The organism is Acinetobacter sp. TSRC1-2, assembly GCF_049895885.1.
Taxonomy (GTDB): Bacteria; Pseudomonadota; Gammaproteobacteria; order Pseudomonadales; family Moraxellaceae; genus Acinetobacter.
This window is the reverse complement of sequence record NZ_JAFCTF010000003.1, coordinates 149,019-175,063: the sequence shown is the minus strand read 5'-3', so window position 1 is coordinate 175,063 and position 26,045 is coordinate 149,019. Positions and strand designations below refer to the sequence as shown.

The 26,045-nt window shown below is 39.7% G+C and carries 20 protein-coding genes; 4 read left to right on the top strand and 16 right to left on the bottom strand.

What is annotated here, in order from left to right:
* Window positions 1-346 precede the first annotated feature (346 nt).
* From ACP69Y_RS05525 to ACP69Y_RS05490, 8 genes are all read right to left on the bottom strand, one after another.
* On the bottom strand, window positions 347-2,356 hold the full coding sequence (locus tag ACP69Y_RS05525) for an esterase/lipase family protein (RefSeq protein WP_425916865.1): 2,010 nt from the start codon (window positions 2,354-2,356) through the stop codon (window positions 347-349).
* 125 nt (window positions 2,357-2,481) lie between these two features.
* On the bottom strand, window positions 2,482-3,396 hold the full coding sequence (locus ACP69Y_RS05520; protein ID WP_425916863.1) for an ABUW_2363 family tetratricopeptide repeat lipoprotein: 915 nt from the start codon (window positions 3,394-3,396) through the stop codon (window positions 2,482-2,484).
* A gap of 229 nt (window positions 3,397-3,625) precedes the next feature.
* Window positions 3,626-4,432 (bottom strand): serine O-acetyltransferase, encoded by an 807-nt coding sequence (gene cysE, locus ACP69Y_RS05515; RefSeq protein WP_424619356.1) that lies wholly within the window; start codon window positions 4,430-4,432, stop codon window positions 3,626-3,628.
* A complete protein-coding gene (locus ACP69Y_RS05510; RefSeq protein WP_425916861.1) occupies window positions 4,425-5,282 on the bottom strand; it encodes an RNA methyltransferase in 858 nt (285 codons plus the stop codon). The genes cysE and ACP69Y_RS05510 overlap by 8 nt, the downstream gene beginning before the upstream one ends.
* A gap of 33 nt (window positions 5,283-5,315) precedes the next feature.
* The gene (gene dnaE / locus ACP69Y_RS05505; protein ID WP_425916859.1) at window positions 5,316-8,879 is read right to left on the bottom strand and encodes a DNA polymerase III subunit alpha; all 3,564 of its coding nucleotides are present in this window, start codon (window positions 8,877-8,879) and stop codon (window positions 5,316-5,318) included.
* Between the two features lie 228 nt (window positions 8,880-9,107).
* Complete coding sequence (locus ACP69Y_RS05500) at window positions 9,108-9,803, bottom strand: methionine ABC transporter permease (protein ID WP_067724507.1); 696 nt, start codon at window positions 9,801-9,803, stop codon at window positions 9,108-9,110.
* Window positions 9,800-10,825, bottom strand: a complete 1,026-nt coding sequence (locus ACP69Y_RS05495) for a methionine ABC transporter ATP-binding protein (RefSeq protein ID WP_425916856.1) — start codon at window positions 10,823-10,825, stop codon at window positions 9,800-9,802. The genes ACP69Y_RS05500 and ACP69Y_RS05495 overlap by 4 nt, the downstream gene beginning before the upstream one ends.
* Window positions 10,826-10,898: 73 nt before the next feature.
* Window positions 10,899-11,768, bottom strand: a complete 870-nt coding sequence (locus tag ACP69Y_RS05490) for a MetQ/NlpA family ABC transporter substrate-binding protein (protein ID WP_131214626.1) — start codon at window positions 11,766-11,768, stop codon at window positions 10,899-10,901.
* A gap of 926 nt (window positions 11,769-12,694) precedes the next feature.
* Between ACP69Y_RS05490 and ACP69Y_RS05485 the strand changes: the two genes are divergently transcribed.
* Window positions 12,695-13,312 (top strand): hypothetical protein, encoded by a 618-nt coding sequence (locus ACP69Y_RS05485; protein WP_425916854.1) that lies wholly within the window; start codon window positions 12,695-12,697, stop codon window positions 13,310-13,312.
* A 226-nt stretch (window positions 13,313-13,538) separates the two neighbouring features.
* Here ACP69Y_RS05485 and purD read toward each other — a convergent pair whose 3' ends face one another.
* The 8 genes from purD to ACP69Y_RS05445 all read right to left on the bottom strand — a co-directional run bounded on the left by purD (window position 13,539) and on the right by ACP69Y_RS05445 (window position 21,916).
* A complete protein-coding gene (gene purD / locus ACP69Y_RS05480; protein ID WP_425916852.1) occupies window positions 13,539-14,822 on the bottom strand; it encodes a phosphoribosylamine--glycine ligase in 1,284 nt (427 codons plus the stop codon).
* A gap of 131 nt (window positions 14,823-14,953) precedes the next feature.
* Window positions 14,954-16,528, bottom strand: a complete 1,575-nt coding sequence (gene purH, locus ACP69Y_RS05475; protein ID WP_425916850.1) for a bifunctional phosphoribosylaminoimidazolecarboxamide formyltransferase/IMP cyclohydrolase — start codon at window positions 16,526-16,528, stop codon at window positions 14,954-14,956.
* Between the two features lie 94 nt (window positions 16,529-16,622).
* Window positions 16,623-16,892, bottom strand: a complete 270-nt coding sequence (gene fis / locus ACP69Y_RS05470; RefSeq protein ID WP_001086304.1) for a DNA-binding transcriptional regulator Fis — start codon at window positions 16,890-16,892, stop codon at window positions 16,623-16,625.
* A 390-nt stretch (window positions 16,893-17,282) separates the two neighbouring features.
* A complete protein-coding gene (locus ACP69Y_RS05465; protein WP_425916849.1) occupies window positions 17,283-18,155 on the bottom strand; it encodes a DUF3426 domain-containing protein in 873 nt (290 codons plus the stop codon).
* 15 nt (window positions 18,156-18,170) lie between these two features.
* The gene (prmA, locus tag ACP69Y_RS05460) at window positions 18,171-19,076 is read right to left on the bottom strand and encodes a 50S ribosomal protein L11 methyltransferase (RefSeq protein WP_425916847.1); all 906 of its coding nucleotides are present in this window, start codon (window positions 19,074-19,076) and stop codon (window positions 18,171-18,173) included.
* 133 nt (window positions 19,077-19,209) lie between these two features.
* Window positions 19,210-20,085 (bottom strand): bile acid:sodium symporter family protein, encoded by an 876-nt coding sequence (locus ACP69Y_RS05455; RefSeq protein WP_425916846.1) that lies wholly within the window; start codon window positions 20,083-20,085, stop codon window positions 19,210-19,212.
* Window positions 20,086-20,339: 254 nt separating this feature from the next.
* Window positions 20,340-21,230, bottom strand: a complete 891-nt coding sequence (locus ACP69Y_RS05450; RefSeq protein WP_425916844.1) for a bile acid:sodium symporter family protein — start codon at window positions 21,228-21,230, stop codon at window positions 20,340-20,342.
* Window positions 21,231-21,388: 158 nt separating this feature from the next.
* Window positions 21,389-21,916, bottom strand: a complete 528-nt coding sequence (locus ACP69Y_RS05445) for a hypothetical protein (protein ID WP_425916842.1) — start codon at window positions 21,914-21,916, stop codon at window positions 21,389-21,391.
* Window positions 21,917-22,172: 256 nt separating this feature from the next.
* Between ACP69Y_RS05445 and mnmG the strand changes: the two genes are divergently transcribed.
* From mnmG to ACP69Y_RS05430, 3 genes are all read left to right on the top strand, one after another.
* Window positions 22,173-24,053: a tRNA uridine-5-carboxymethylaminomethyl(34) synthesis enzyme MnmG gene (gene mnmG / locus ACP69Y_RS05440; protein ID WP_425916840.1), complete on the top strand. Its 1,881-nt coding sequence runs from the start codon at window positions 22,173-22,175 to the stop codon at window positions 24,051-24,053.
* Between the two features lie 312 nt (window positions 24,054-24,365).
* Window positions 24,366-25,571, top strand: a complete 1,206-nt coding sequence (gene mhpT, locus ACP69Y_RS05435) for a 3-(3-hydroxy-phenyl)propionate transporter MhpT (RefSeq protein WP_425916838.1) — start codon at window positions 24,366-24,368, stop codon at window positions 25,569-25,571.
* Between the two features lie 134 nt (window positions 25,572-25,705).
* Complete coding sequence (locus ACP69Y_RS05430; RefSeq protein WP_425916836.1) at window positions 25,706-26,032, top strand: hypothetical protein; 327 nt, start codon at window positions 25,706-25,708, stop codon at window positions 26,030-26,032.
* Window positions 26,033-26,045: the final 13 nt, after the last annotated feature.

Sequence of the window (26,045 nt, the reverse complement as noted above, 5' to 3'; positions counted from 1 at the left end):
GTCAATTTAGTACTAAGACATTCAGCTTATATTTTTTGATTTTCTGGCCAGCCATGTCCATTAAAAAACTTAACTTCATTCGAGTGGCTTATCTTATCAAATTTGCATGAGTAGAGAAGAATGCTTTGCAATAAATACGTAAAAATGAGGAAACAGTTTTTTTGTTTTTCTATAAGGATATTAAGGGTGGATGAATATAGCTGTAATAAAAATCAATAGGCTAGATTTTAAATATTTTAATGATCCTTAAAATAGCCTAAGCAAATATATTTATACCAAATTGAATAGTAGATCAGTCGACAATGCTTTATCCACATGATCGACTGAAATTGATAAATCTTCGTCCTTAAGGTTTATGTAAACCTAATTGGATGAGATGGAGACGCAATATTCGACGTAATTCTAAAATGGCTTCTGGTGTTTCTTGAATAGAATGTCCGCCTTTAATGATCTTTTCAGAAACAGCTCCATCTAAGTGGGCGCTTTTATACGGCACAATATCATCGGTAATAATATTCAGATCCTCACTGTTGGTAATATTGCCCATAATAGAGTGGAAAATAAGACCTTTACGTGGAGTAATATCTTTAGTGAGTTCCATAAATTTTGATTGATGGCTTAAGTCGCTTGGACCATTTTGAATAAGACCATGATCAATCTGGGTTAATAGTTCTTTAACGTCCAGATCCTGGTTTTGTATGCTGTCACCGATCGCAGACAGGAAGGCACCAGGTATACGAATAATTTTACGTGCTGCCTTGGTAAACCAGCGATCTGCATAATCGGTTCCTTTATGCGGTGATGCGAGAAAAATTGCACGACTAAAATTAGGAATATCCTTCATGACCAAGCGTTGTGAAACGATTGGTAATTTTTGATATTTATTTAACTGGCGATTTTTCATCATGGCTAAGGCTTTTTTGGTCACATCTGCATCACTTACCAATAACCGGGCAATAATACCACCCATACTATGTCCAATCAGAACTGCATCTTTTTTGGCTGGTGCTTTGGCATCAACCTGTACAAAAGCTTGGTTAAGAAGGGCATAGATTTGAAAGCGACTTTCAATAATCGGCATATTGGTTGAATAGAATACTTGCCAAACCTGGAAGTTTTCCCGCAGTACCGCATCCCCCATAATATCATTAGTCAGTCGAATCCATGCTTCAGGACTACTGGCTAGACCGTGCACCAAAACAATGATTTTTTTATTCGGGTTGTAGGGCTCCAGCATGTATAAATGCGGCATGGTGAGATGATCATCACGATCAATCAGGGTTAAATAGGCAGCTTTGCCTAGATTATTTTGTGCCAGCCATAAACCATAGGGAGTCGAAAAGTTACCTGCAAGCGGGTAGGTCTTACCGGCCATGGTTACTTTTTCATATTTGTAAGGATCAAAGGCTTTTATTTCAAACTCTGACTTATTTAAAATGTCCTCAATATTGGTCGCAGATTTTGGCTGAGCGGTAATCGTGGCTGCCAAATAACGGGCCTGATGAATATTCGGATTGATGCCATTTTTGTAGCTAAAATTCATCGGGTCGATAATATATTTGTTTTTACCTTCGCCAATATCATCTTTAACTTGCGGTAAAACGACGACAAATTCTGAACCAAAACCATCACGGCGGTTAATCGAACGTAACCCTGAAAAATTCAGGTTATAACTTGAAAGTAACTGCTCAATTTTTTGTTCTTTAAGCTGTGGGTAATAATCAAAGTTAATGCTGTAGATGCTTTTTCCAACTTTGATCCGGTGTTCAACTTCCGTAGTTTTGTGACGCAGCGCATAAGCCGAAACCAATTTAGCCAAAGCTAAGTTGTAAAAGTCACGAATTTGAACCTGCCTGTTATCAAAAATACGGTCTTGGGGGCCGCGTTTTGTTTTAAACATGTAGGCATAACTGTATCGAATACTTTTATCCAACATGTAAAGCTGTTGGTCCAAACATTTATCATAAGTCACTTGCTGGAGCTGTTGTTTTTCTTGTGACTTGGTGTCAGCTAATATGCCGACCTTACAATCGCCTGAATTTTCAAAGGTTAAGGCTTTGGCTAAGTAGACTTCACTAGCAGTAGATAATAATTGTTCATCTTGAATTTGGGGGATTTGTTGCAGTTCCTGCACACATTGTTCAGGTTCATCAGAGCAGATTTTTGCTTCACGACCTGTCATTGAAAGCACGTTTAAACTGGCTTCACTCAATTTGTTGCGGGTGAGTATGCTTTCTCGTTCATTGGCGATGGTGACGTTGATGGCTTGGTTTTTAACACTTACGATTTGACATCCTGTCAGCAGAGAACTACTGAATAGCGCAGCAAATAAAACTGTGTATATCTGTTTTGGCATAATAATAGTCTGCAATAAGTATTTGTTTGAATTTTCATTCATCATACGATAATTCTTCTAATTTTCAATTCACCCAAATAAAAATAGACCGTACTGGACGGCCTATTTAAATCATTACTTAAAAATTAAGATGCTTTAGGTGGAGTAAGGATTTGCCATACATTCCAGCGACCTTGCTTTTCAATTTCAGCAATTAAACGGTCAGCCACTTCAGCTTCTTGAGGATACTTTACTTTGTAGTTTTTCAAAGTTTGAATCGCATTTTTCTTTTGTTCCATGGCAATGTAGTTATTTGCCGCAGAGAGATAGGCTTCTTGAACACCCGCTTTCATCGCTTTATCTAAATAAGGAATCGCTTCACGCTGACCACCACCTTCAGATAAACCAAAACCGAACCAGAAGTTTGCTTCCGCATCTTCTTTATTAATTTTTAAAATACGTTGTGCATAGGTTAAAGATTTAGTGGTGTAGACTGAACCCAAGTCCAGGTTACGCGCCATCACGCTGGCTTTAAATGCACGGATCAGAACATCAAAAGACGCATTGTCTCGAGATGCTAATGTATCGAGTTGTTGAGTCAGTTCTCTTAGCTTTGCTTCAAACCCTTTACGTTCTTGACGCTCAGTAAAACGAGGTGGGTAATGACGTGCTTTACCTTCAACCAGTTGTAAGAAGTCATCAATTTCAGTGACATCAATTTCATTTTCGCCCGCAAGTACGGCAAATTTTAAATTACGCTCATTGCTGTTCACGGTTGGAATAATCAGCTTATTCACATCTAGCGTTACTTTCTTAGAAGGATCGCTTTGAAGATTGACTTCCATCTTAGTCACAGGCTGTGCTGCAGCTTGTTTTAATGCAATTTCAAATGGAGGTGGAGCATCGTAGTTAAATGGATTCAGTGCATAGAATGGTGCAGTCAAATCAGGTTCAGTGAAAATAATTGGACTAGTCGGCTTTTCATCTTTTTTAGGTGTCGTGCTACACGCGGATAATAAAGATACAGCAATTAATGTACATGCCAAAGGCTTAAGGGTCATATAGGTCATCCATTCATTTAATTTTAAAATTGATTAGAGTTTGCTGCTATATCGTTACGAAGCAGTCATTTAGAATGAGTAAATATCCTGCTTCATTTCATATGAGCTAAAAGTATGCACCGTCGCAAACATAGATGAAGTGTCAACAAACCCCACTTGCATGTTCGTCAGTCTAAAAAAACTCTGACGAACATGCAAGTTATGGCGTGTTAAGATTTAGATAAGTACTTTAGGCTTTGGATTGACTACTTTGTGCTTCACATTCACGGCGCACATCTTCAATAATTTTAAGCTCTTCAACACTAAAGGGCTGTTCATCTTGCTGTTTTTTAAATGAAGGATCGAGTAAAGATAAACGCTGGCATAAACTGTTCATGCGTTTTTCATTATGCTGAATGCGATCCAGTAGAACACGCATACCGTCTAAAATAGGATCGGACTGATCTTGGGTAGCCGCATACGGTTGGAAACCAATGCTCTCTGCATAATCTCGGCGACGTGCTTCTTCAGCATCTTTCGGTTTGTCTTTGGTGATAAAGCGGGCGGGATTACCAACAGCCGTGGTATCTGGCGGAACTTCTTTGGTCACGACTGCATTGGAACCGACTTTGGAGTTTTTACCCACGGTAAATGGTCCAAGAATCTTGGCACCGGCACCCACCACTACACCATCTTCCAGGGTTGGATGACGTTTGCCTTTATTCCAGGTGGTTCCGCCGAGTGTTACGCCGTGATAAAGCGTGACATCATCCCCAATCTCGGCAGTTTCACCTATTACCACACCCATGCCATGATCGATAAAAAAGCGACGACCAATTTTCGCACCTGGGTGGATTTCAATGCCTGTGGCAAAACGGCTAAAAGAAGACAGTAGGCGAGCAGAGCCTTTACACTCTTTTTGCCAAAGTTCATGGGCAATACGATGCATAATCAGCGCATGAATGCCGGGATAAGTCGTTAGAACTTCTAAGGTGTTTCGAGCTGCAGGATCGCGCGCGAATACAGCCTGTATATCTTCTTTCAGCTGTTTAAGCATTAGGTTGATCCTCTGAAGAATCTGTTGTTTTGTCTGTAGATTTTTTCCATTCACCGCTATTTATCGCTTGTACACGCGTGAATATGCCGCGAAGTAAATGATATTCCATACGGTCTAATTGTATACGTCCAAATAGACGACGCAAGCGTAAAGGCAATAAACGTGGATTTTTTGGATCCATAAATTCAATTTCTGCCAGCATTTTTTCAATATGCGGGTAGAATTGTTCCATTTGTTCATGCGTGACCAATGGCTCATCCCACTGCATGTCAATTTCATCGGTCACATGCATGGTGGCTTCAGGATCTTCTTTCTGCTCAGTCAATGCCATCGCAGCCATACGCATTTCATAGCAAATCACCTGAATGGCTTGGGCAACATTGAGTACGCCATAATCGTTATTGACTGGAATAGTGACGTGATAATTGGCCATCGCCAATTCTTCATTGGTCAAGCCACGGTCTTCACGACCAAATATAATGGCAATTTCCTGTTGATCTTTGACAACTGCATTGAGTGATTTTTCCGCAGCAGGACGGGCATCCAGCAAAGGCCAAGGAATGGTACGGCTACGGGCACTGGTACCAAAAACCAGATGACAGTCTTTAATCGCGTCTTCTAAAGTAGGGACGATTTCAATCTGTTCGATTAAATCGACTGCACCTGCCGCCAAAGCATTGATGTCCGGGTGCGGATAGGTCTTAGGCTCAACCAGTATCAGCTTGGATAAACCCATGGTTTTCATTGCTCTTAAGGCACTACCGATATTCGCAGGTAAAGTGGTATTGACCATGACAATACGCACATGGGAGAGATGTGCTGAAACAACAGCATTGTCAACTTGACTCATAATGTGTCCGATTTGAATTTAAATATTTAAAAATTAAGAATATTGATTGGCTTCAGCCTGATACATATCCATCGCATCATCCATGCTGATATTGGCAGGTGGCGGTGCAATGTATGCGGGCTTAGCATGATGCGCAGCCTTGGCGGCTTTGGATTTCACCTGGTATTCAATATGGATGACATCTTTACCAAAATAATCGCGCAATTTTGCCAGCAGCTCATCCTGCGGTGCAACTTTCCAATTCAGTCCCAAGTGAACTTCCGCAGAAGCGTAGGGATAATCAATTTGTAATTGCATTGGAATATGATTGCACATATCGACATTACAAAATGGCAGCAGAATTTTTTGTAAATCCTGACTCAAGGTTTTGCTCAGATGTTCATTGTTCAGTTTAATTTGAATGCTATTGGCACGTTTCTGACGAATATCATTCAGACTAAAGGCTTTGGTTAAGCGTCCCATTGGACGATCATAACCTTCACGTTCATAGATTTCGCCTTCAATCACCACCACACGGTCGGCCTGAATGACATCTTTAAAACGCTGGAAGCGTTCATGATTGGCAGAAACTTCTATCCGTGCCGTACCATCATCCAGAGTCACCATCATCCGGTTCGGGAAGTTGGCAATATCCACCACCAATCCGGCAAATACCGTGGTGACACCGCGACGTGTCGGGGTTAATTCATTAATTCGTACAGGAATAAAAGACTTTAACTCTGGACGATAAACATCAATTGGATGTCCGGTGAGATACAAGCCAAGCGTGTCTTTTTCGCCTTTTAGACGAACTTCATCTGACCATGGTTTTACTGGTTTAGACGGTTTGCGTTGAACTTCTTCAACTTCACCAAATAAATCCATAATTCCGGTTTCGCGATTAGAGCGTGCCTGGTCAGCCGCCTGAACCGCTTCAGGCAATTGCGCCATAATGCTGGCACGATCAATGCCTAAACAGTCTAGAGCACCTGAACGGATGAGGGCTTCCAAAGTCCGTTTATTGATTTTTTTCAAATCAATACGGTGGCAGAAATCGAATAAATCTTTGTAAGGACCATCCTGCAAACGTGAGTCAATCACCGATTGCATAGCTGCTTCACCCACGCCTTTAATGGCACCCAGACCATAAACAATGGTTTTTTCATCACTGGCATGGAACTGGTAAAAAGACATATTAATAGAAGGTGGAAACACTTCTAAGCCATTAATTCGGCAGTCATCAATCAAAAATACAATACTGTCGGTATTCTGCATTTCCGAAGTGAGTACTGCTGCCATAAATTCAGACGGATAATAGGCTTTTAACCATGCTGTTTGGTAAGCAATTAAGGCGTAAGCTGCCGCATGTGATTTGTTAAAACCGTACCCTGCAAACTTTTCCATATAGTCAAAAATATGGTTGGCTGTCGCTTCATCAATGTCTTTTTTTGCAGCACCTTCAATAAAGATTTGACGCTGCTTGACCATTTCTTCAGGTTTCTTTTTACCCATGGCGCGACGCAACATGTCCGCGCCACCGAGGGTATAACCGGCACAGTACTGTGCAGCCTGCATGACCTGTTCCTGATACACCATGATCCCGTAAGTCGGCTCAAGTACGCCTTCCAATAACGGATGCAGATATTCAAACTCACCGCCATGCATACGGTGGATAAAGTCAGGAATAAGATCCATGGGACCTGGACGGTACAAGGATACGAAAGCAATAATTTCTTCGAACTTGCTTGGACGCGCCTCTTTCAGCATTTTTTTCATGCCGACGGATTCAAACTGGAAGATCGCAGTAGTATTGGCATTTGCGAATATCGAATAGGCTTTGGCATCGTCTAGCGGAATATGCGCAATATCCACGGTTTTTTCCGGCCCAATGCGTTTATTAATATTTTGAATTGCATCTTCAATTACGGTCAGGTTACGCAAACCCAAGAAGTCGAACTTGACCAGACCGGCTGATTCAACATCGTCTTTATCGAATTGGGCAACACGGTTAGTTCCGTCTGCATCGCACATGACGGCTGAATAGTCGGTAATTTTACCAGGTGCAATCACCACACCACCGGCATGTTTGCCGGTATTACGGGTAATGCCTTCAAGTTTCAGCGCCATTTCCCAGATTTCAGCCGCATCATCATTGTCTGGATTGGATGGATTGGTGACGATATCTTTAAGTTGGGGTTCCATGTCGATGGCACCACGAAGGTCTACACCTAAGGGTTTGGTCGGGATCAACTTGGAGATACGGTCTGCAAGTCCATAAGATTTACCCAGTACCCGCGCAACATCTCGAATGGCACCTTTCGCGGCCATGGTTCCGAAAGTGGCAATCTGTGATACTGCATCTCGTCCGTAATTACGGGCGACATAGTCAATCACCCGATCACGACCTGCAATACAGAAGTCGATGTCAAAGTCGGGCATTGAAACACGTTCAGGGTTCAAGAAACGTTCGAACAGCAAGTCATAACGCAGAGGATCGAGATCGGTAATTTTCAGGCTATAGGCAACCAGTGAACCCGCACCTGAACCACGTCCCGGACCTACCGGTACGCCATTATTTTTGGACCATTGAATGAAGTCCATTACAATCAGGAAGTAGCCCGGGAATCCCATGTTCAGGATCGTACCAATCTCGTAGGCTAGACGTTCATCATAAACCTTACGAATTTCAGGCCAGTCTTCATCCCGTTTTTCAACGGGATAAAGGAAGTTTAAGCGTTCTTCCAAGCCTTCTTTAGAAATATACTCAAAGAAGGTATCAATGGTATGACCTTCTGGAACGGGAAAGTCGGGAAGGTCATTGAAGCCTAAACGCAAGCTGACATTACAGCGTTTGGCAATGTGATAAGTGTTTTCAATCGCTGTGGGAATGTCTGAAAATAGTTCAGTCATTTCCTCGGCAGTTTTGAAATATTGTTCAGGCGTGTAATAACGTGGGCGACGGTTATCACCAAGGACATAACCATCGGCAATACAGACCCGTGCTTCATGTGCTTCGAAGTCGGTTGCTGCAATAAAATGCACATCATTATGGGCCACAACCCCAATATTGTATTTTTGGGCCAGCTTAACCGCACCTGCAATAAAACTTTCTTCATCGGGACGGTCGGTACGGGTGAGGGCTAAATAAACTCGATTGCCAAATTTTTCTATCCATTCTTCTAATAATGCTTCAGCTTTTTGCGGATTCGATGAGTTGAGCATTTTGCCAACGTCACTATGCATGCCTAACAGCACAATGATGTCTTGACTCTGCTCAAGCACCCAGTCTTTTTTTACGCAGGGAATATCAAGCTGCTGACCCTCAATAAAACCACGCGAAACGATTTCGGTCAGACTGCGCCAACCTTTATTGGTCATGGAAAGCAGCGTTACTTTGTGGCCTGCATCATTCAGGCGAATGACACTGCCCATAATCGGTTTGATGCCCTTATCCAAGCATTTTTTATAAAATTTAACTGCGGCATGCAAGTTGGATAGATCTGTTAATGCCAAAGCTGGCATTTCATCATTCACTGCAGCTTTAATAAGATCAGGTATACGTACGATCGATTCCGTAATTGAAAATTCTGTATGTATACCAAGATGAACAAAGTGCATAAATGAGTCCCTGCAAAAACTGACGGCTATTTTAGCATGCTCTGAATGTGGGAATGGCTTAATATTTACCAAATTTCAAGTAGATTTTTGATCATAATATGGGCCGTAATTGATGTTTTTATTGATAAAATATGAAATTGCATTATTTTTAATCAGAATATTTTTGCCAAATAAAAACCCTCTAACTGAGGGTTTTAAAGCTTTGACCTGATGAAGATTTATCTTAAATTATCTTAATTTGGCGAGCCATTCACCCACAGTCTGAACAATTTGCACCAACAGCAACAGCACAATCACGGTTAAAATCACCACACTGGTATCAAAGCGTTGATAGCCATATGAAATCGCCAAATCACCAATACCACCGGCACCGACTGCACCCGCCATTGCGGTTGCGCCAATTAAACTGATGGTCGCAGTGGTTAAATTCAAAATCAGCGAACTGCGTGATTCAGGCAAAATAAACTTGAAAATAATCTGTAATGGGGTGGCACCCATCGCTTGAGCAGATTCCACGATCCCTTCATTCACTTCAAGTAAAGACGTTTCAATCAGGCGTCCCATATATGGACCAATGTAGATGGTCAGTGGAACAATCGCTGCCCAGGTGCCAATTGAAGTACCGACTAAAAATTTAGTTAGTGGAATAACCGCAATCAGCAAGATAATAAATGGAAGTGAACGGAGGGCATTCACAATCGGGTTGAGAATATGATAAACCGCACGATTGGGAAGGATCCCTTCAGGTCGAGTGACCAATAACACAATACCTTGAATAAAGCCCCAAATTCCGCCGAACAGCATCGCAAAGAACACCATGTGAAAGGTTTCTTGCAATGCCGTAACGAACTGGTCAATCGACAGGGAGCTTTGCCAAAACGGTGCAGTCAGTTCAGTGAGCCATTGTACGATTAAATCTCTCATACTTGAGCTCCTGAATGTTCAACTTTCACGCCATTTTGTTCTAAATATTCAATTGCTTGCTGAATAATTTCTGGATTACCTAACAATTGGATAAACATCTGTCCAATCACGGTGCCATTAATTTCAGTCATATTGGCAAACAAAATATTTAAGCTAATATCAAATTTCTTAATTACTGCTTGTACCACAGTTTCTTGAGCAGATTTGCCTAAAAACTGTAGGCAATAAATACTGTTGTGATTCTGATTTTCGAGATTGTTTAAAATATTGACTGGTAACTGTTGTCGAAGCACCGTTTGAATAAAGTTTTTAGTGGTGGGATGCTGCGGCTGACTAAAAATTTCCAGGGTGGAACCGGTTTCAATCACTTTGCCTTGTTCCATTACCGCGACATAATCACAAACCGTCTCAATCACATCCATTTCATGGGTCACCATCACAATGGTGATATTTTGTTCTTGATTAATCTTCTTGAGCAAAGCCAAAACAGATTTGGTGGTTTGCGGATCAAGCGCAGAAGTGGCTTCGTCGCAGAGTAAAATTTTAGGATGATTGGCAAGCGCGCGGGCAATACCGACCCGTTGTTTTTGCCCCCCCGAAAGCTCATCGGGGAAAGCATCTTTTTTATGCTTAAGGTCAATAAACTCAAGTAATTCATTTAAGCGCTTTTCACGTTCAGCCTTACTTACACCCAAAAGCTTCAATGGCATTTCAATATTTGCTGCCACAGTTTTGGTCTGCAACAAGTTGAAGTGTTGAAAGATCATACCGATATTTGCACGTTCTTGACGTAATGAGCGTGCATCCAAAGCGGTAAAATCTTTTTGATTAATAATCATCTGACCTTCGTTCGGTCGTTCCAGTAAATTAATCAAACGAATTAAGGTACTCTTACCTGCACCACTATAGCCAATAATGCCAAAAATACTGCCTTCTGGAATCTCCAAATTAATTTGGTCCAGAGCACGTATGGTTTGACCTTTTAGCTGATAGTGCTTTGAAATGTTTTTAAATTCAATCATATCGTCAAACACTAAGCAGAAAATAAAAAACAGGCAAAATGACTTTGCCTGTTTGGTTTAGATGATTATATTACTATTTTGTTTCAGTTAAATAACTAATTGGTTTATTTACATCAACCTTAGTGCCGCCAAAGTGTTCTTGAACATATTTGTTCACAGCTTCGGTATGATACAACGCGCCTACTTTTTGTAGTAGAGGATCATCTTTACGTGATTCAGCAGTCGCTAAAATATTTACATTTAACTTGGTGCTTTGGTCTACTGGCTCATAGTAGATCGAATCTTTCAGCACGTTCAAGCCACCTTCAAGCGCTAGCGTATTCCCTAAAACAATCGCATCTACTTCATCTTTCACGCGAACAGCGGTTGCCATTTGAATCGGTTTAATTACGATTTTTTTAGCATTTTCAGTAATGTCGTTTGGAGTGCCTGTTGCAGGATTAAAGTCAGCTTTAAGTTTTAACAGACCTGCAGATTGAAGAAGTAGCAGGGCACGTGCTTCATTTGCTGCATCGTTTGGAATAGCAATGGTCGCACCATTGGCAAATTCTTCAACTTTTTTTACTTTGCTCGAGTAAATACCCATTGGCTCAAGGTAAGTGGTAGACACCGGTGCAATCTTGTCTTTATTTGATGCATTGAATGCTACCAAATAAGCATATGACTGGAATGCATTGATATCGACTTCTTTGTTGGCTACCGCAGTATTCATGGCAACATAGTCAGTGAAGTTTTTCACTTCAAGCTTAATACCTGCTTGCTTGGTTTCAGGTAATGTAGCAATAAAACGCCAGATATCTGCGTCTGAACCCGTTGATGCCATTACTACAGTTTGTTCTTTTGCGGTATCATTTTTTGCAGCGTCAGTTGCAGGCGCTTCTGGTTTAGAGCAGCCAGTTAGGCCAACAGTTAAACCTAAAACAAGTCCAAGGAGCTTTTTCATGTATTCATCCCAAGTAAATTTAATTTTGGCTTTAAATTTACGAATAATTTATTAGAGAGATTAAGTCGAAATCAGTATAGAACGAAGGCATGATGACAGTCATCATGTCCAAAATTTTCTCTGATAGATGTGCAGCACTATATAATTTACAAATTACGCTATGCAATCAGCAATCTGTCGAATAGTGATTTAAAACAATTATAAAATTTTTAAATCATTGTATTCATTAACGAGAATGCTTTTTTACTCAATCAAAATTTGCCTCATCATAGCAATAAATGTATATGCGTAATAGTGATTATAAATCTTATACTTAGCTTTATTTTGCATAAGAAAGTTTAAATTTTTTATAAATTAATCCATAAAACAATAGATTAATTTTATTGAAATTAATAAAACTGAGCATTTTATGTATTTAGCTTGTATATAAGTTTTTTGAAAATACAAAGATGAAAAATGGATAAGTAAAAATTCTAAACTTTCATATTATGTCTTAAAGCTTTAGATCTTTGTTCTTAGGGTTTTTATGAAGGTCTGTTGGGTGAATTCAGGATGAAACTACATAGTGAATTTATTAATGAAGCAATAATAGAGGTAAGAGTGAAAGCAAGTTTTATACGAAATATTATTTCGAAGAGTTTGTGAATTATTCAAGAAATAAATGCCTTGAGAAATCAGAGAAAACTTAAAAAAGATTATTTTTTAAACAAAGTTATTAGCCATATATGCCAAAAATGCTCATAAAAAAACCGACTTGTTTCCAAGTCGGTTTTTTGCTGTTTTTCAGACCGGTCAAAAATCTTTAACTATCTGAAAAACAATAATATTTTAAAATGCGTTTCGTATAAGCGCCATTATGTTAAATAAAAACTAGTTTCAAGGTATTTGATAGAATCAACATAATATAAATTTGATTGAGATATAAGGTGAAAGATAAAGTAATAGATATATTAAAATATATATGGAATCCAAAATTCGATTTAAATAATGAATATGAATATCAGCATCTACATGATATGACTAACTTTATTTTAGATGCATTAAATGATGATCAACGTGAAGTAAAAATTAGTGAATTCCTGAAAAGAAATTCAATAGAAAAATATCAAGGTGACATATCTCCAGATAAGTCTGATTCAGTAACATCTCTAATTTTAGAGTGGGCAAATCCTCTAGAAAAAATGGGAGAGATATTTACTCAAACTACCTCAGTTTTTTCACTTTATTCTGATCAAGAGTTACCAAATCATTTTAGTTATCCTTCGCTATTTGCAGAGATCAGTGAGAATAGTAATGACATTAATATTGGAAATTGGGAATTTATTGATGCAAGAACAGAATCAGGGGCTTTAGCATACGAATGCAGGAAAAAAGAGGGTTTTAATTTAGTGCCATTTGCACGTTTATTGGATTGGGCTGCATATTTTGATGGCGATGATATTAATGGTGATCCATCAGTTTTCGTTTTTGATTTAGGTGATATGCCACATCATATAAAATTTAAAAACTTCAAAGATTGGTTAGACAAAGCTCCTAGTTTTTAATTTTTCTAAAATTAACATAATACACGTTATACGAAATTATTTTTTAGTTATTTAAAAACATGTGCTTAAGGTTTATTTAAAGGGGGATTGTAGCTAACTAGGTTTTTAGTGTGAAATATCAACTTGTTGAAATCATACTTGGATATTAAAGCCAATGAACCTAAAACATATTAAAAAAGCCCACGAAAATGTGGGCTTTTTAGGCTTACTCTATTCTTTAAAACAATTAAGCATTTTCACGTGCAATCGCACGGTAACCAATATCTTTACGGTATTGAACACCATCAAAAGTCACTTTTTCACAAAGTTCTAATGCTTTGGCTTGTGCTTCACCAATGGTATTGCCAAGCGCAGTCACACAAAGTACACGACCACCAGCAGTGACAATGTCGCCATTTTCATTGGCTTTCGTACCTGCGTGGAATACTTTCGCATCTTCCATAACAGTATCTAAACCTGAAATGACATCGCCATTGCTAGACGTTTCAGGGTAGCCTTTCGATGCAAGTACAATACCAACAGTTTTACGCTCATCCCATTCTGCTTCAGCAGGAAGATTACCTTCGAGACCTGCTTGAACCAAATCTACTAGGGATGATTTTAGACGCATCATGATCGGTTGAGTTTCAGGGTCACCAAAACGGCAGTTGAATTCAATTACTTTAGGTTGACCTTGTTCATCAATCATCAAGCCTGCATACAAGAAACCTGTATATACGTGACCGTCTTTTTTCATACCTTCAACAGTCGGACGCATAACTTCATTCATGGCTTTTTCAAAAACGTCAGCAGTCACAACAGGAGCAGGAGAGTAAGCACCCATACCGCCTGTGTTTGGGCCTTGGTCGCCTTCAAAGATACGTTTATGATCTTGTGAGGTTGCCATTGGTAAGATGTTATCGCCATCAATCATACAAATGAACGATGCTTCTTCACCGGCAAGGAATTCTTCAATGACAACGCGAGAACCTGCATCACCAAATTTGTTGCCAGCCAGCATGTCATCAATCGCATCAAATGCTTCTTGATTGGTCATGGCCACGATCACACCTTTACCTGCAGCAAGACCATCCGCCTTGATCACGATTGGTGCACCATTTTTCTCAACAAATGCTTTGGCAGTATCCACTTCTGTGAACACATCATAAAACGCGGTTGGAATGTTATGGCGTTTAAGAAAGTGTTTTGCGAAAGCTTTAGAGCCTTCTAACTGGGCCGCAAATTGAGTTGGACCCCAAACTTTTACATCAGCTGCACGGCAAGCATCCACTACACCATTTACAAGGGGTGCTTCTGGACCAACAATAACTAGATCAACAGCATTTTCTTGAGCAAAAGCAATGATTGCAGCGTTGTCTAAAATGTTGAGTGCAACATTTTCGCATTTGTTTTCTGTTGCTGTGCCAGCATTACCCGGTGCAACAAAGACTTTCGCTACTTTATCGTCTTGCGCGATTTTCCATGCAAGTGCATGTTCACGACCACCATTACCCAAAACTAAAATATTCATCGGTTCATACTCCATGAATCGAAATAACATAAAGTCCTCAACCCAAAGGGGAAGAGGGCTCTATGAAAGATTTAAGAATCTATTTTATGTAGCATGTATGACTGTAAATAAGTCATGATCAATTCGCCAACTTAGTGACGGAAATGACGCATGCCAGTGAACACCATCGCAATACCAGCTTCATCAGCCGCTGCAATGGTTTCTTCATCGCGCATAGAACCGCCCGGCTGGATAATACATTTGATACCGGCTTTCGCAGCGTTATCAATACCATCACGGAATGGGAAGAATGCGTCAGAGGCCATAACTGCACCTTCAACCACCAAGCCAGCATGTTCAGCTTTGATTGCAGCAATACGGGCAGAGTTTACGCGGCTCATTTGACCTGCGCCTACACCAATGGTTTGACGACCTTTGGCATAAACAATTGCATTAGATTTCACGTATTTCGCAACTTTCCAGGCAAAAATCATATCGTCGATTTCAGCTTCAGTCGGTGCAACTTTGGTCACAACCTTAAGATCATCTTTAGTGATCATGCCTAAGTCTTGGTCTTGAACCAGTAAACCGCCATTTACACGTTTGTAATCAAGTTGCGATTGACGAGCATCAATTGCAGGAAGCTCGCCACATACAAGTACACGGACGTTTTTCTTCGCGCCAGTGACTTCAAGTACGCCTTCAGCAATACTTGGTGCAATGATCACTTCAACGAATTGACGGTCAACAATGGCTTGTGCAGTTGCAACATCTAACTCACGGTTGAATGCAATGATGCCACCGAAAGCAGATTCAGGGTCAGTTGCATAAGCAAGATCATAAGCTGCTTGAATACCGTCTAAAGATACTGCAACGCCACATGGGTTGGCATGTTTAACGATGACACAAGCAGGTTTCGCAAATGATTTAACACATTCAAGCGCTGCATCTGTATCTGCGATGTTGTTATAAGATAGCTCTTTACCTTGTAACTGTCTCGCAGTTGAAACAGATGCTTCAGTTGCTGTGTCTTCTACATAGAACGCAGCAGATTGATGCGGGTTTTCACCGTAACGTAAATCTTGTGCTTTATTCAATTGCGTATTGAAGGTACGTGCAAATTTGTCTGCTTGACCTTCTTCCTTACCTACGCGAGCGCCGAGGTAAGAGGCGATCATGCCATCGTATTGTGCAGTATGTTCGAATGCTTTAACTGCCAAGTCGAAACGAGTTTCAAGAGATAACGCACCGTTTGCTTTCATTTCAGCAATCACAGTGTCGTAATCAGAAGCATTGACCACAATACCTACAGAGGCATGGTTTTTCGCAGCAGCACGAACCATGGTAGGGCCACCGATGTCGATATTTTCGATTGCATCAGCAAGTGAACAGTTAGGTTTTGCAACAGTTGCAGCAAATGGATAAAGGTTCACAACCACTAAATCAATAGCATCAATGTTGTGTTCAGCCATCACAGCTTCATCTAGACCACGACGAGCTAAGATCCCCCCATGAATTTTAGGATGTAGTGTTTTAACACGACCGTCCATCATTTCCGGGAACCCAGTGTGCTCTGAAACTTCTACTACAGCGATATTGTTGTCTTTAAGCAACTTATATGTACCGCCAGTAGATAAAATTTCTACCCCAAGAGCTACAAGGTTTTTAGCAAATTCAACGATCCCTGATTTATCAGATACAGAGATTAATGCGCGTTTAATAGTCATGATTTTCGTCAACAATATTAAAGGTCTAGATTAAAACAGCAGGCAAAACATAAGATAAAAAAAATGCCCACGGTAACCGTGAGCATTTTATCATTTATTCACTCATTAAACCGTGAGCTTTTAACTTTTTACGTAAAGTACCACGGTTGAGTCCGAGAATCTCGGCAGCACGTGTCTGATTCCCACGTGTGTATTCTAGAACTACAGATAGAAGAGGTTTCTCCATTTCTGCCAGCACCATGTCATACACCTGAGAAGGTTGCTCGCCTTGTAATTGTGCAAAATAGTGGCGAACTGCGCGATCTACGTGAATACGAAGAGCGACATCAGATTGTGCAGTAAAAATAGGAGATTTGCTATTCATGCGAATTAATCCGAAAAATCAAATATCACTTGGGTAAAGAGATATATAAAAGTGGTATATAAAATTAAATGAACACCGTTTTAGATCCTAAAACGGAAGTTCTAAAACTTGTACATTTAGCTTGCCACAACTCGACAGTTTTTGGTCAAAAAATAAGCGTAACAATAGTTTAATATTTGTTACCGGCCAAAATCAAAACAAAAAATCTACTCAATACGCATTATTAGAATAAAGCGCATATAAGCTAAACTATAATTGTTGTGAAAATACTGAGGAGTTTGCAGCACAAAGCTTTCGTGGCGCGTATGATAGCATTGTCTAAGAAAAAGTGAGCAAGAAAACTACATTTTTTTTACATTTTTTTGTGTTTTTTAATAGTTTTTTTCAATATTAAGGTCTAATTATTTCTAAACTATAAGTATCAAAGCTTTTACGTTCTATAGGAAGGCTAAACTTAAATTTAAAAGGACTATTTTGTGGAATTCGTTGTATTCCTGTAAGACTATCAATCAAATATTCAGAAGGCTGTAAAGAATAAGAAGAAATAATTTCTCCATTATCTTTTAAATTTACCTTGATGATCGGTAGAGCCAAACTTTTAGAATGGTAGTTGATGAGCTCACCGGCAAATTGAGTCTTTTGCTTAGAAACTTGTTTTACTTTAACTTTATTGGTTGCTATGAGTCGATAATTTTGTTCCATAATTGAACAATTAAATGCCTGACATGCGGTATTTAATAAAGCACTAAAGACAGGGCTGTTATTTAAAATCTTGGGGTTAAACCAAAAAAATTGAAAAATAAGTAAACCCAGCAGACATAAATTTACAGCGCCCCATAAAATGTAGTTCCAGCCACTTCTTTTTTGTTCTGGTTCTGATTTTTCAGACCAGTTAAGAGCGGGGTAAGTGCCTATCGGGTCTGTGCTGAAATAATTTAAATTGTTGAGATAGGTTTTTAAATCAATATTGGAGTTTTCTACTTTGCGATCGAAAATGTCTAATAAATGTGGTTCTGTGTGCTGACTTGTCATAAAAGTCTCAGCGGTCATCTGGTGTGATTGAAAATTTTTATTATCAAGATTTAAAGCAGAGGCTGATGTAGTAGAAGAAGACTGATCTTTTTCTACTACAAGATGTGTTAACGCATTAAAATTTGTCGAGCATTTTGCACAACAAACCATGCCTCGAGCAACTGTCAGTTGAGCCACGGAGACCTTGTACTTGGTGAAACAGTTGGGGCAGTAGGTTTGTTTTTCGCTCATGGTCTATTCAAAATTTTAATGGATATTGTGGCGTTTTCCCGAAATTCGACACCAATGTTCTTCACGTTTTTCGATTTGAAGTATATCAAAAAACTCAGAATAAACACTAGAAACATCAGCAACTTGCTCTTCTAATATGCCGGCAAGTGCGAACTCTCCCTCAGATTCAATCAAAGTTGCGAATTCAGGCGCAAGTGCCATAAGAGGGCCGGCAAGAATATTTGCGACAAATACATCTGCTTTTTGATCTTTAAACTCTTCATTAAATTCGTCGGGTAAACCCACAAATAAATTCTCTAATACACCATTCAATTCAGCATTTTGTTGGGTTGCAAGAACTGCCTGAGGATCAATATCTGTGGCATATACTTTTTTGGCACCTAATAACAGTGCGGCTACCCCTAAAATGCCTGAGCCACAACCATAGTCGATGACAATTTTATCTTTTAGATCAGTTTGACCGAGCCATTGTAAGCACAAGAAGGTACTTGCATGGTTGCCTGTGCCGAAGGCTAGACCTGGGTCAAGCTTAATGTTTACAGCATCGGCTTCTGGTGCTTCCATCCATTCCGGAACAATCCAGTATTTCTCACCAATTTGAATTGGTTCATAGGCATCCATCCAAGTGCGTTCCCATTCTTGGTCTTCAAGGAACTCATGGCGTAATGGTGCTTCAGGCATTTGTGCGGTAATAAATGTCATTAAAGCCTCAACATCAATTTCTTCGCCTTCTTCTTGTGCGTAGATGCCGGTCACAATGACTTTATTCCAAAGTGGAGTTTCACCTGGAAGTGGTTCAAGTAAGTCCTGATTTTCAGCATCATCTAAAGTTACGCTAACAGCACCTAAAGAGTTGAGCAGGGTTTCAGTAAAATCGACTTGAGCTTGATCAACGGTAATATGAATTTGTAACCACTTCACGGAGATAACCTAAATTTGTGTTTTTAAAAATAGCATTGTAACGGAACTCAGGCTTAAACAACTAGATATTGATAAAAACTATGCTGAAAATAAAAGGAGACACGCTGAAATCCTTTTATTCTCAGCATATTAATTAGCTCATGACTGCCTGCGGCTGAGGTGCAAATTTATTAAGTAACATGCCAAATACAGCGGCAAAAACATACATGAAAATTGAATACACGGCAGCAGGCATAGCAATGGTAGAGCTTACCATGACTGTAAGCGCAAGTGTCATGGCAAGGGTACTGTTATGTATGCCAATTTCAAAAGCGCAAGCACGTGCTTGAGCGCTATTAATACCTAGTAAGCGCGGTACAAAATAACCAATAAACAAACTACATAGACAGAATAAAACAGTCGCCAAACCCACTTGTGCTAAATATTCTAAAATTTGATGACGTTCTTTCGCGACTGCACCAATAATAATCAGTACCAGAAAAATCACCGCAAAAATACGCAGTGGTTTATTCAGTTTTGCAGTGAAGTTTGGGGCATAGTGCCGAATCAGCATGCCGATACATACAGGTATGATGATAATGGCAAATACTTGCAATATTTTACTGAATTGCAAGCTAATTTGCTGTCCATCATTCATAAAATGCTGAATTGAAAAGTTGACAATCAAAGGTAGGGTAAAAGCAGCAATGACTGAATTGATTGCGGTTAAAGTAATATTTAGCGCTATATCACCTTTAAAAAGATAGCTAAATAAATTGGCTGTGCTTCCGCCGGGTGAGGCTGCGAGTAGCATTAGGCCGACAGCAAGAAGAGGAGGCAGGGCTAAGACTTTGCAAATGACAAAAGCAATGCTGACTAAAATAACCAATTGGCAAAACAGCGCAATTAAAACAGCTTTAGGTTCTTTTGTTACGCGGGAAAAATCTTTCGGGGTTAGCTCAAGTCCTAAACCAATCATAATGATGGCAAGTGCTAAAGGTAATAAAATGGTTATAATTCCTGAATCCATTCGAAATTTCCTTTTCTTGGTTGGTACTTATTTGATTTAGACTAAGTGTTGTTGTATTGGTTTTTATGAATTGAGTAATAAAGGTATAGCTGATAAATGAAGAATTTGGAATAGTCTGAATTAACCCTTGATCACTACAATTATAATTGCCTCAATTTACTTTAATCTTTCTGAGGAGAATTAAAGCAGTTGAGCAGTAGAATCATTATTTAACAAACATCTGATTCATATTGCAGCTATGAATCAGATGTTTGTTAATCATTAAGTGCTTTTGAATTTCCTTCTTTAAGCAGAAGTGGACGTCTTGTTAAAATATAGCCAAAAGAAAATGCAAAAATGTACATGAAAATAGAATAGATGCCTGCAGGAAGAGCAATCGTGGTATTGGATAAAACAGACAGGGCAATCGTCATGGCAAAAGAAGTGTTGTGAATACCTATTTCAAAGGTACAAGCGCGTGCCTGTTTGTCAGAGATTCCGGCAAGATGGGGTAGTAGATAACCCATTAATAGACTGATAAAACAAAAAAGCGCAGTTGCCAGGCCGATATCAATAAAATACTCACCCAGATTGAAGCGTTCTCTATAAAGTGCAAAAAAGAAAATGGAGAGTAAAAATAGCACGGAAAATAAGCGCATAGGTTTATTGAGCCGTAATGCAATATGCGGCAGGGTTGAGCGAATAAACATTCCCAAGCAGACAGGAATAAAAACAATTAAAAATACCTGTGTGATTTTTTCCGTTGGCATGCCAATTTTTTGATGATCACCTAGAAAATAATGAATCGAAAGATTGACGATAAACGGCAAGGTAAAAGTACAAATCAGAGAGTTGATTGCGGTGAGAGTGATATTGAGTGCCACATCCCCTTTAAAAAGATAGCTGATTAAGTTTGCAGTTGGTCCACCTGGTGAAGCAGCAAGTAGCATTAGGCCTACCGCTAATAGTGGAGGAAGTTTTAACAAGATACAGATTAAAAACGCAACAAGAACCAGAATAATCAGTTGGGCAAATAAAGCCAAAAAAATAACTTTAGGGTGGCGTTGTATACGAAGAAAATCTTTAACTGTAAGTTCTAGCCCTAATCCTGTCATCATAATGGCAAGCGCTACGGGTAAAAAAAAAGCAAATAGCCCCGAATCCATGGAATATCCTTTTTTTGTTTTTTATCCTTAATATTCTTTGAGTTTAAACGAGTTTTTTAAATAATCAATATACAAAACGGGTAAAAGTAATCCTTTTACCCGTTGAGAGTCTGAATAAAATTAGTGTTTTATGGACATTATTGAGACAGAAGTTTAGGTTAGGGTTGCATTTGTGGTTGAGTTTGCATATCAGGTTGAGAAGGCATTTGTGGTTGCATTCCAGGTTGGGACTGCATTTGACGTTGCATATCAGGTTGGGACTGCATTTGACGTTGCATATCAGGTTGAGATTGCATTTGACGTTGCATATCAGGTTGGGACTGCATTGAAGGTTGAGATGTAGGTCGAGGTGGTACAAAACCTAAAGCGCATTTCCCTTTGATTTCTGTACCATTCACCGTTGCCATTTTAGCATTCATATCTCCACTACAGGCGGTGGTTAATTCTGCTTCATCTCCACTAACAGAAGCATTTTTGGCGGAAGGGAAGAATTGAGGTTCACACGTACCATTCCAGATAATACCACGGTAAGCAAAGCTGACTTGAGCGCCTTGAGTTTTACCTTTACAAACCTGTTGGTATTTCTGCGCATTATAAACCTTTTCAACTTTATCATTTGCAGAAGCTGCAAAGGGTGCAAGACATAAACCACATAGAATGGATGAGAGGAGGAAATTCTTATTCATCTTTTATACCTTTGTTTGTAATGTATCCAACATCAAGCTTAAAAAATAATCAAAATAAAACAATGCCAGTCACGTAAATTTTTGCCGAGTAAGTGTTTTGTTTCTATAGTAACTCTGCAAAGCATGATTACATTTCAACTTTTTATGAATGGATAGCCAGTCAGGTCTTCATTCATAAAATCGACTCATTTTGTCAACTTATCTTTCCAGGTTTTGATATAATACTCCGTCATTCTTTTTTATCTCTCAAACCATTATGCATTATCCTAAAGTTTACGATGTCATTGTTATCGGTGGCGGTCACGCAGGTACCGAAGCAGCACTTGCTGCAGCGCGTATGGGTCGCCAGACTTTGCTCTTAACTCATAACATTGAGACTTTAGGGCAGATGAGCTGTAATCCTGCCATCGGTGGTATTGGTAAATCCCATTTAGTCCGTGAAATTGATGCCTTGGGCGGTGCCATGGCCCTTGCTGCCGATAAGAGCGGTATTCAATTCCGTATTTTAAATTCACGTAAAGGCGCGGCTGTTCGTGCAACGCGTGCGCAAGCAGACCGTGTACGATTTAAAGCGGCCATTCGTGAAACTCTAGAAAATCAGGCTAACTTAGATATTTTCCAGCAAGCGGCTGATGACCTCATTGTTGAAGGCGATACGGTTAAAGGTGTAGTGACTCAAATGGGGATTCGCTTTGATGCGAAAACTGTTGTGTTGACTACGGGAACCTTCTTGGGTGGTGTAATCCATGTTGGACTTGAAAAATCTAGCGGTGGTCGCGCGGGTGATCCGCCATCAATTTCATTGGCTGCACGTTTACGTGAATTGAATTTACCTGTCGGTCGCTTAAAAACCGGTACACCGCCACGTATTGATGCACGTTCAGTTGATTTCTCTGTAATGACTCCGCAGCCAGGTGATTTTCCATCTCCGACCATGTCATTTATGGGTGATGCTTCAATGCATCCTGAACAGGTGAACTGCTATATCACGCATACCAACGAACGTACTCATGAAATTATTCGTGGAGGACTCGACCGTTCACCTATGTACACGGGTAAAATTGAAGGTGTAGGTCCGCGTTATTGCCCATCAATTGAAGATAAAATTCATAAATTTGCTGATAAAAATTCTCACCAAGTATTCCTGGAGCCAGAAGGTCTGGATACACATGAACTTTATCCAAATGGTATTTCGACATCACTTCCATTTGATGTTCAGTTTGAATTGGTTCGTTCAATCCGTGGTATGGAGAATGCGCATATTCTTCGTCCGGGTTATGCAATCGAATACGATTATTTCAATCCACAAGCGTTGAGATTCTCACTTGAAACCAAAGCGATTAATAACTTGTACTTTGCAGGTCAAATTAACGGTACGACTGGTTATGAAGAAGCGGGTGCGCAAGGTTTGCTTGCAGGCTTAAACGCTGCGCGCCGTGCTTGGGATCAAGAACAATGGACGCCAAAACGTGATGAAGCGTATATGGGCGTGTTGGTTGATGATTTGATTACACTCGGTACAAAAGAACCGTACCGTATGTTTACCTCACGTGCCGAATATCGTTTGATGTTGCGTGAAGACAATGCAGATCAGCGTTTAACTGCAATAGGCCGTGAAATGGGCTTGGTTGATGATACGCGTTGGGCAGCTTACTGCGAAAAAATGGAAGCAGTCGAAAAAGAAACAGGTCGTTTACAGCACTTATGGGCTGCGCCAAATAATCCAATGGGTAAAAAATTCGTTGAGATGACAGGTGCGGATTTAAGTAAAGAATGTAGTGCAATTGATTTACTTAAACGTCCAAATATCAGTTTTGCTCAAATTGCAGAATTAACCCATTCTGAAGTCACTCCATTTGTGGGTGAGCAAATTGAAATTTCGGTGAAATATGCCGGTTATATCAACCGTCAGCATGAAGATGTTGCTCAGATGAAACGTCTGGAAGAAACGCGTATTCCTGCTGATTTTGACTATGATATCGTTTCTGGTTTGTCTCGTGAAATCACATTGAAATTGAAAGATGTGCGTCCTGAAACTTTGGCACAAGCTAGTCGTATTCCAGGTGTTACACCTGCTGCAGTACAGTTAGTCATGATTACGATTCGTAAGAATGCACAAACTAAAAAATCTGCATAATTTGCCGATTTAAAAAAACCCGCATAATGCGGGTTTTTTTATGCTTAATTTTCATGAATCAATTTTGAGTATAGTTTAATCATAAATAACTACTATAAATATAAGTCTTTGAAAATAAAAACTAATAAATAAAACTAAGATTTAAATTGTCTATTTGTTTAATCTTTTAAGTCTAATTTGATTGGCCTTTCATATTTTTAGGCCATGAAATCCGACTATTGTAGTGGTATTTCTATCGAACGATTGCACACAGAATAGTGAGATGAATCGTTATTGTAAAAACGATTTGTATACTATTGATGGAGATCAATCATGGCACAAACACACACAGGGAAACTACAAAAAATCTTAACGATATTTTTGTGTTTTTGGGTCGCATTTTTTGAAGGTTTCGATCTTCAGGCACCGGGTATTGCAGCGAAAGGAATTGCAGCAACCTTCGGCTTAGATCAGGTTCAGATGGGGTATGTCTTTAGTTTAGGCGTATTTGGAATGCTGTTTGGGGCATTCTTTGGTGGGCGTATTGCGGATTATTTGGGACAAAAGAAAGTCCTGATGTTATCTATTGGTATTTTTGGTGTTTTCATGGCGCTGACTGCAATTGCACCAAGCGTCGAAGTTTTATATGCAGCGCGCTTCTTTACCGGACTTGGCTTGGGTGCAGCAATGCCGACCATGATTTCAGTGGTGGGTGATGAAGCAACGGAAGCCAATCGCGGCAAGTTAAATAGCCTGATGTATTGTGGTTTACCCGTTGGCGCAATTTTTGTAGCCGGACTTGCGATTTTATTGCCCGAGATTCAATGGCAAACCTTGTTCTTGATTGGTGGTTTAACACCGTTGGTACTTATTCCATTTATGGCGTTTATTCTTAAAGATAAGCCAAAACCTGTAGCTGTAGCGCAAGTGTCTACAGAGGCGGTTCCTGGAATGGCGCAAGTATTGTTTAAAGACCAACAATATAAAAATACCTTGCCACTTTGGGTAGGTTTCTTCTTTACCCTGATGATCAATTATATTTTGATTAGCTGGTTACCCAACTTGCTCATGGAGCAAGGTCTGCAAAAACAACAAGCATTCATGGTGATGTTGGTATTCCAAGTGGGTGCGGTGATTGGAACTTTGGCTTTGGGTTACTTGCTTGATCGCTTAAAACTTTGGCAGATGGCCGTTATTATCTATAGTGGTTTATTTGTTGCCCTGAGTCTATTATTCACGACCACTTCTATTCCAATGTTGGTTCTTGCTGGTGTAATGGGCGGGATCTTCTCAACCGGTGGTCAGTCTATTCTTTACGGCATTTCACCAATCTTCTATTCAGGCACGGGTAAAGTGACCGGGGTGGGCAGTGCAATTTCTCTGGGTCGTTTAGGTGCAATGACTGGACCTTTGCTTACAGGGAAAATCTTGGCACTCGGTTTAGGAACCACGGGTATTTTAATGGCGAGTTTGCCGGCAGTTGTAATTTCTGCTGTGGCGGTCACTGCATTATCCCGTTATAAATCTGCGCATAAATAGATTGCTGATCTTTAAAAAAACATGACCTTAAAAGGGAATCTAATGATTCCCTTTTTATGCAAATCTTGATTGAAAAAATAAAGTCATCTAAATAATTTGCTAAAATATATGTATAGCAACCTGATGTCTTATATATGGCTTATCAACTTATTCCCTTACCTGTCCAAGCAACGGACAATATTCAGTGTCCACATTGTCAACAAGATGTCATTAATTGGGCTGAAGAGCAGTATGTGCAGCCTTGTGAGCATACGTTATTTATTGCCATGGATATCGGCTTTGAATATATGACCGATGAATTTGAGCAAAGCATGCCGCGTTCGGTGGATGATCTGCATGCGCATGATGATCAGGTAAATATGTTTGCCGAAATCACGCAATCAACTTATCCCAATTATCTGATTTTTAAATCTGATTTGGGCATAGCAGGGTATTCTCGCTATGTAGGTTTTACTGCATAAATAGAGTTTAATA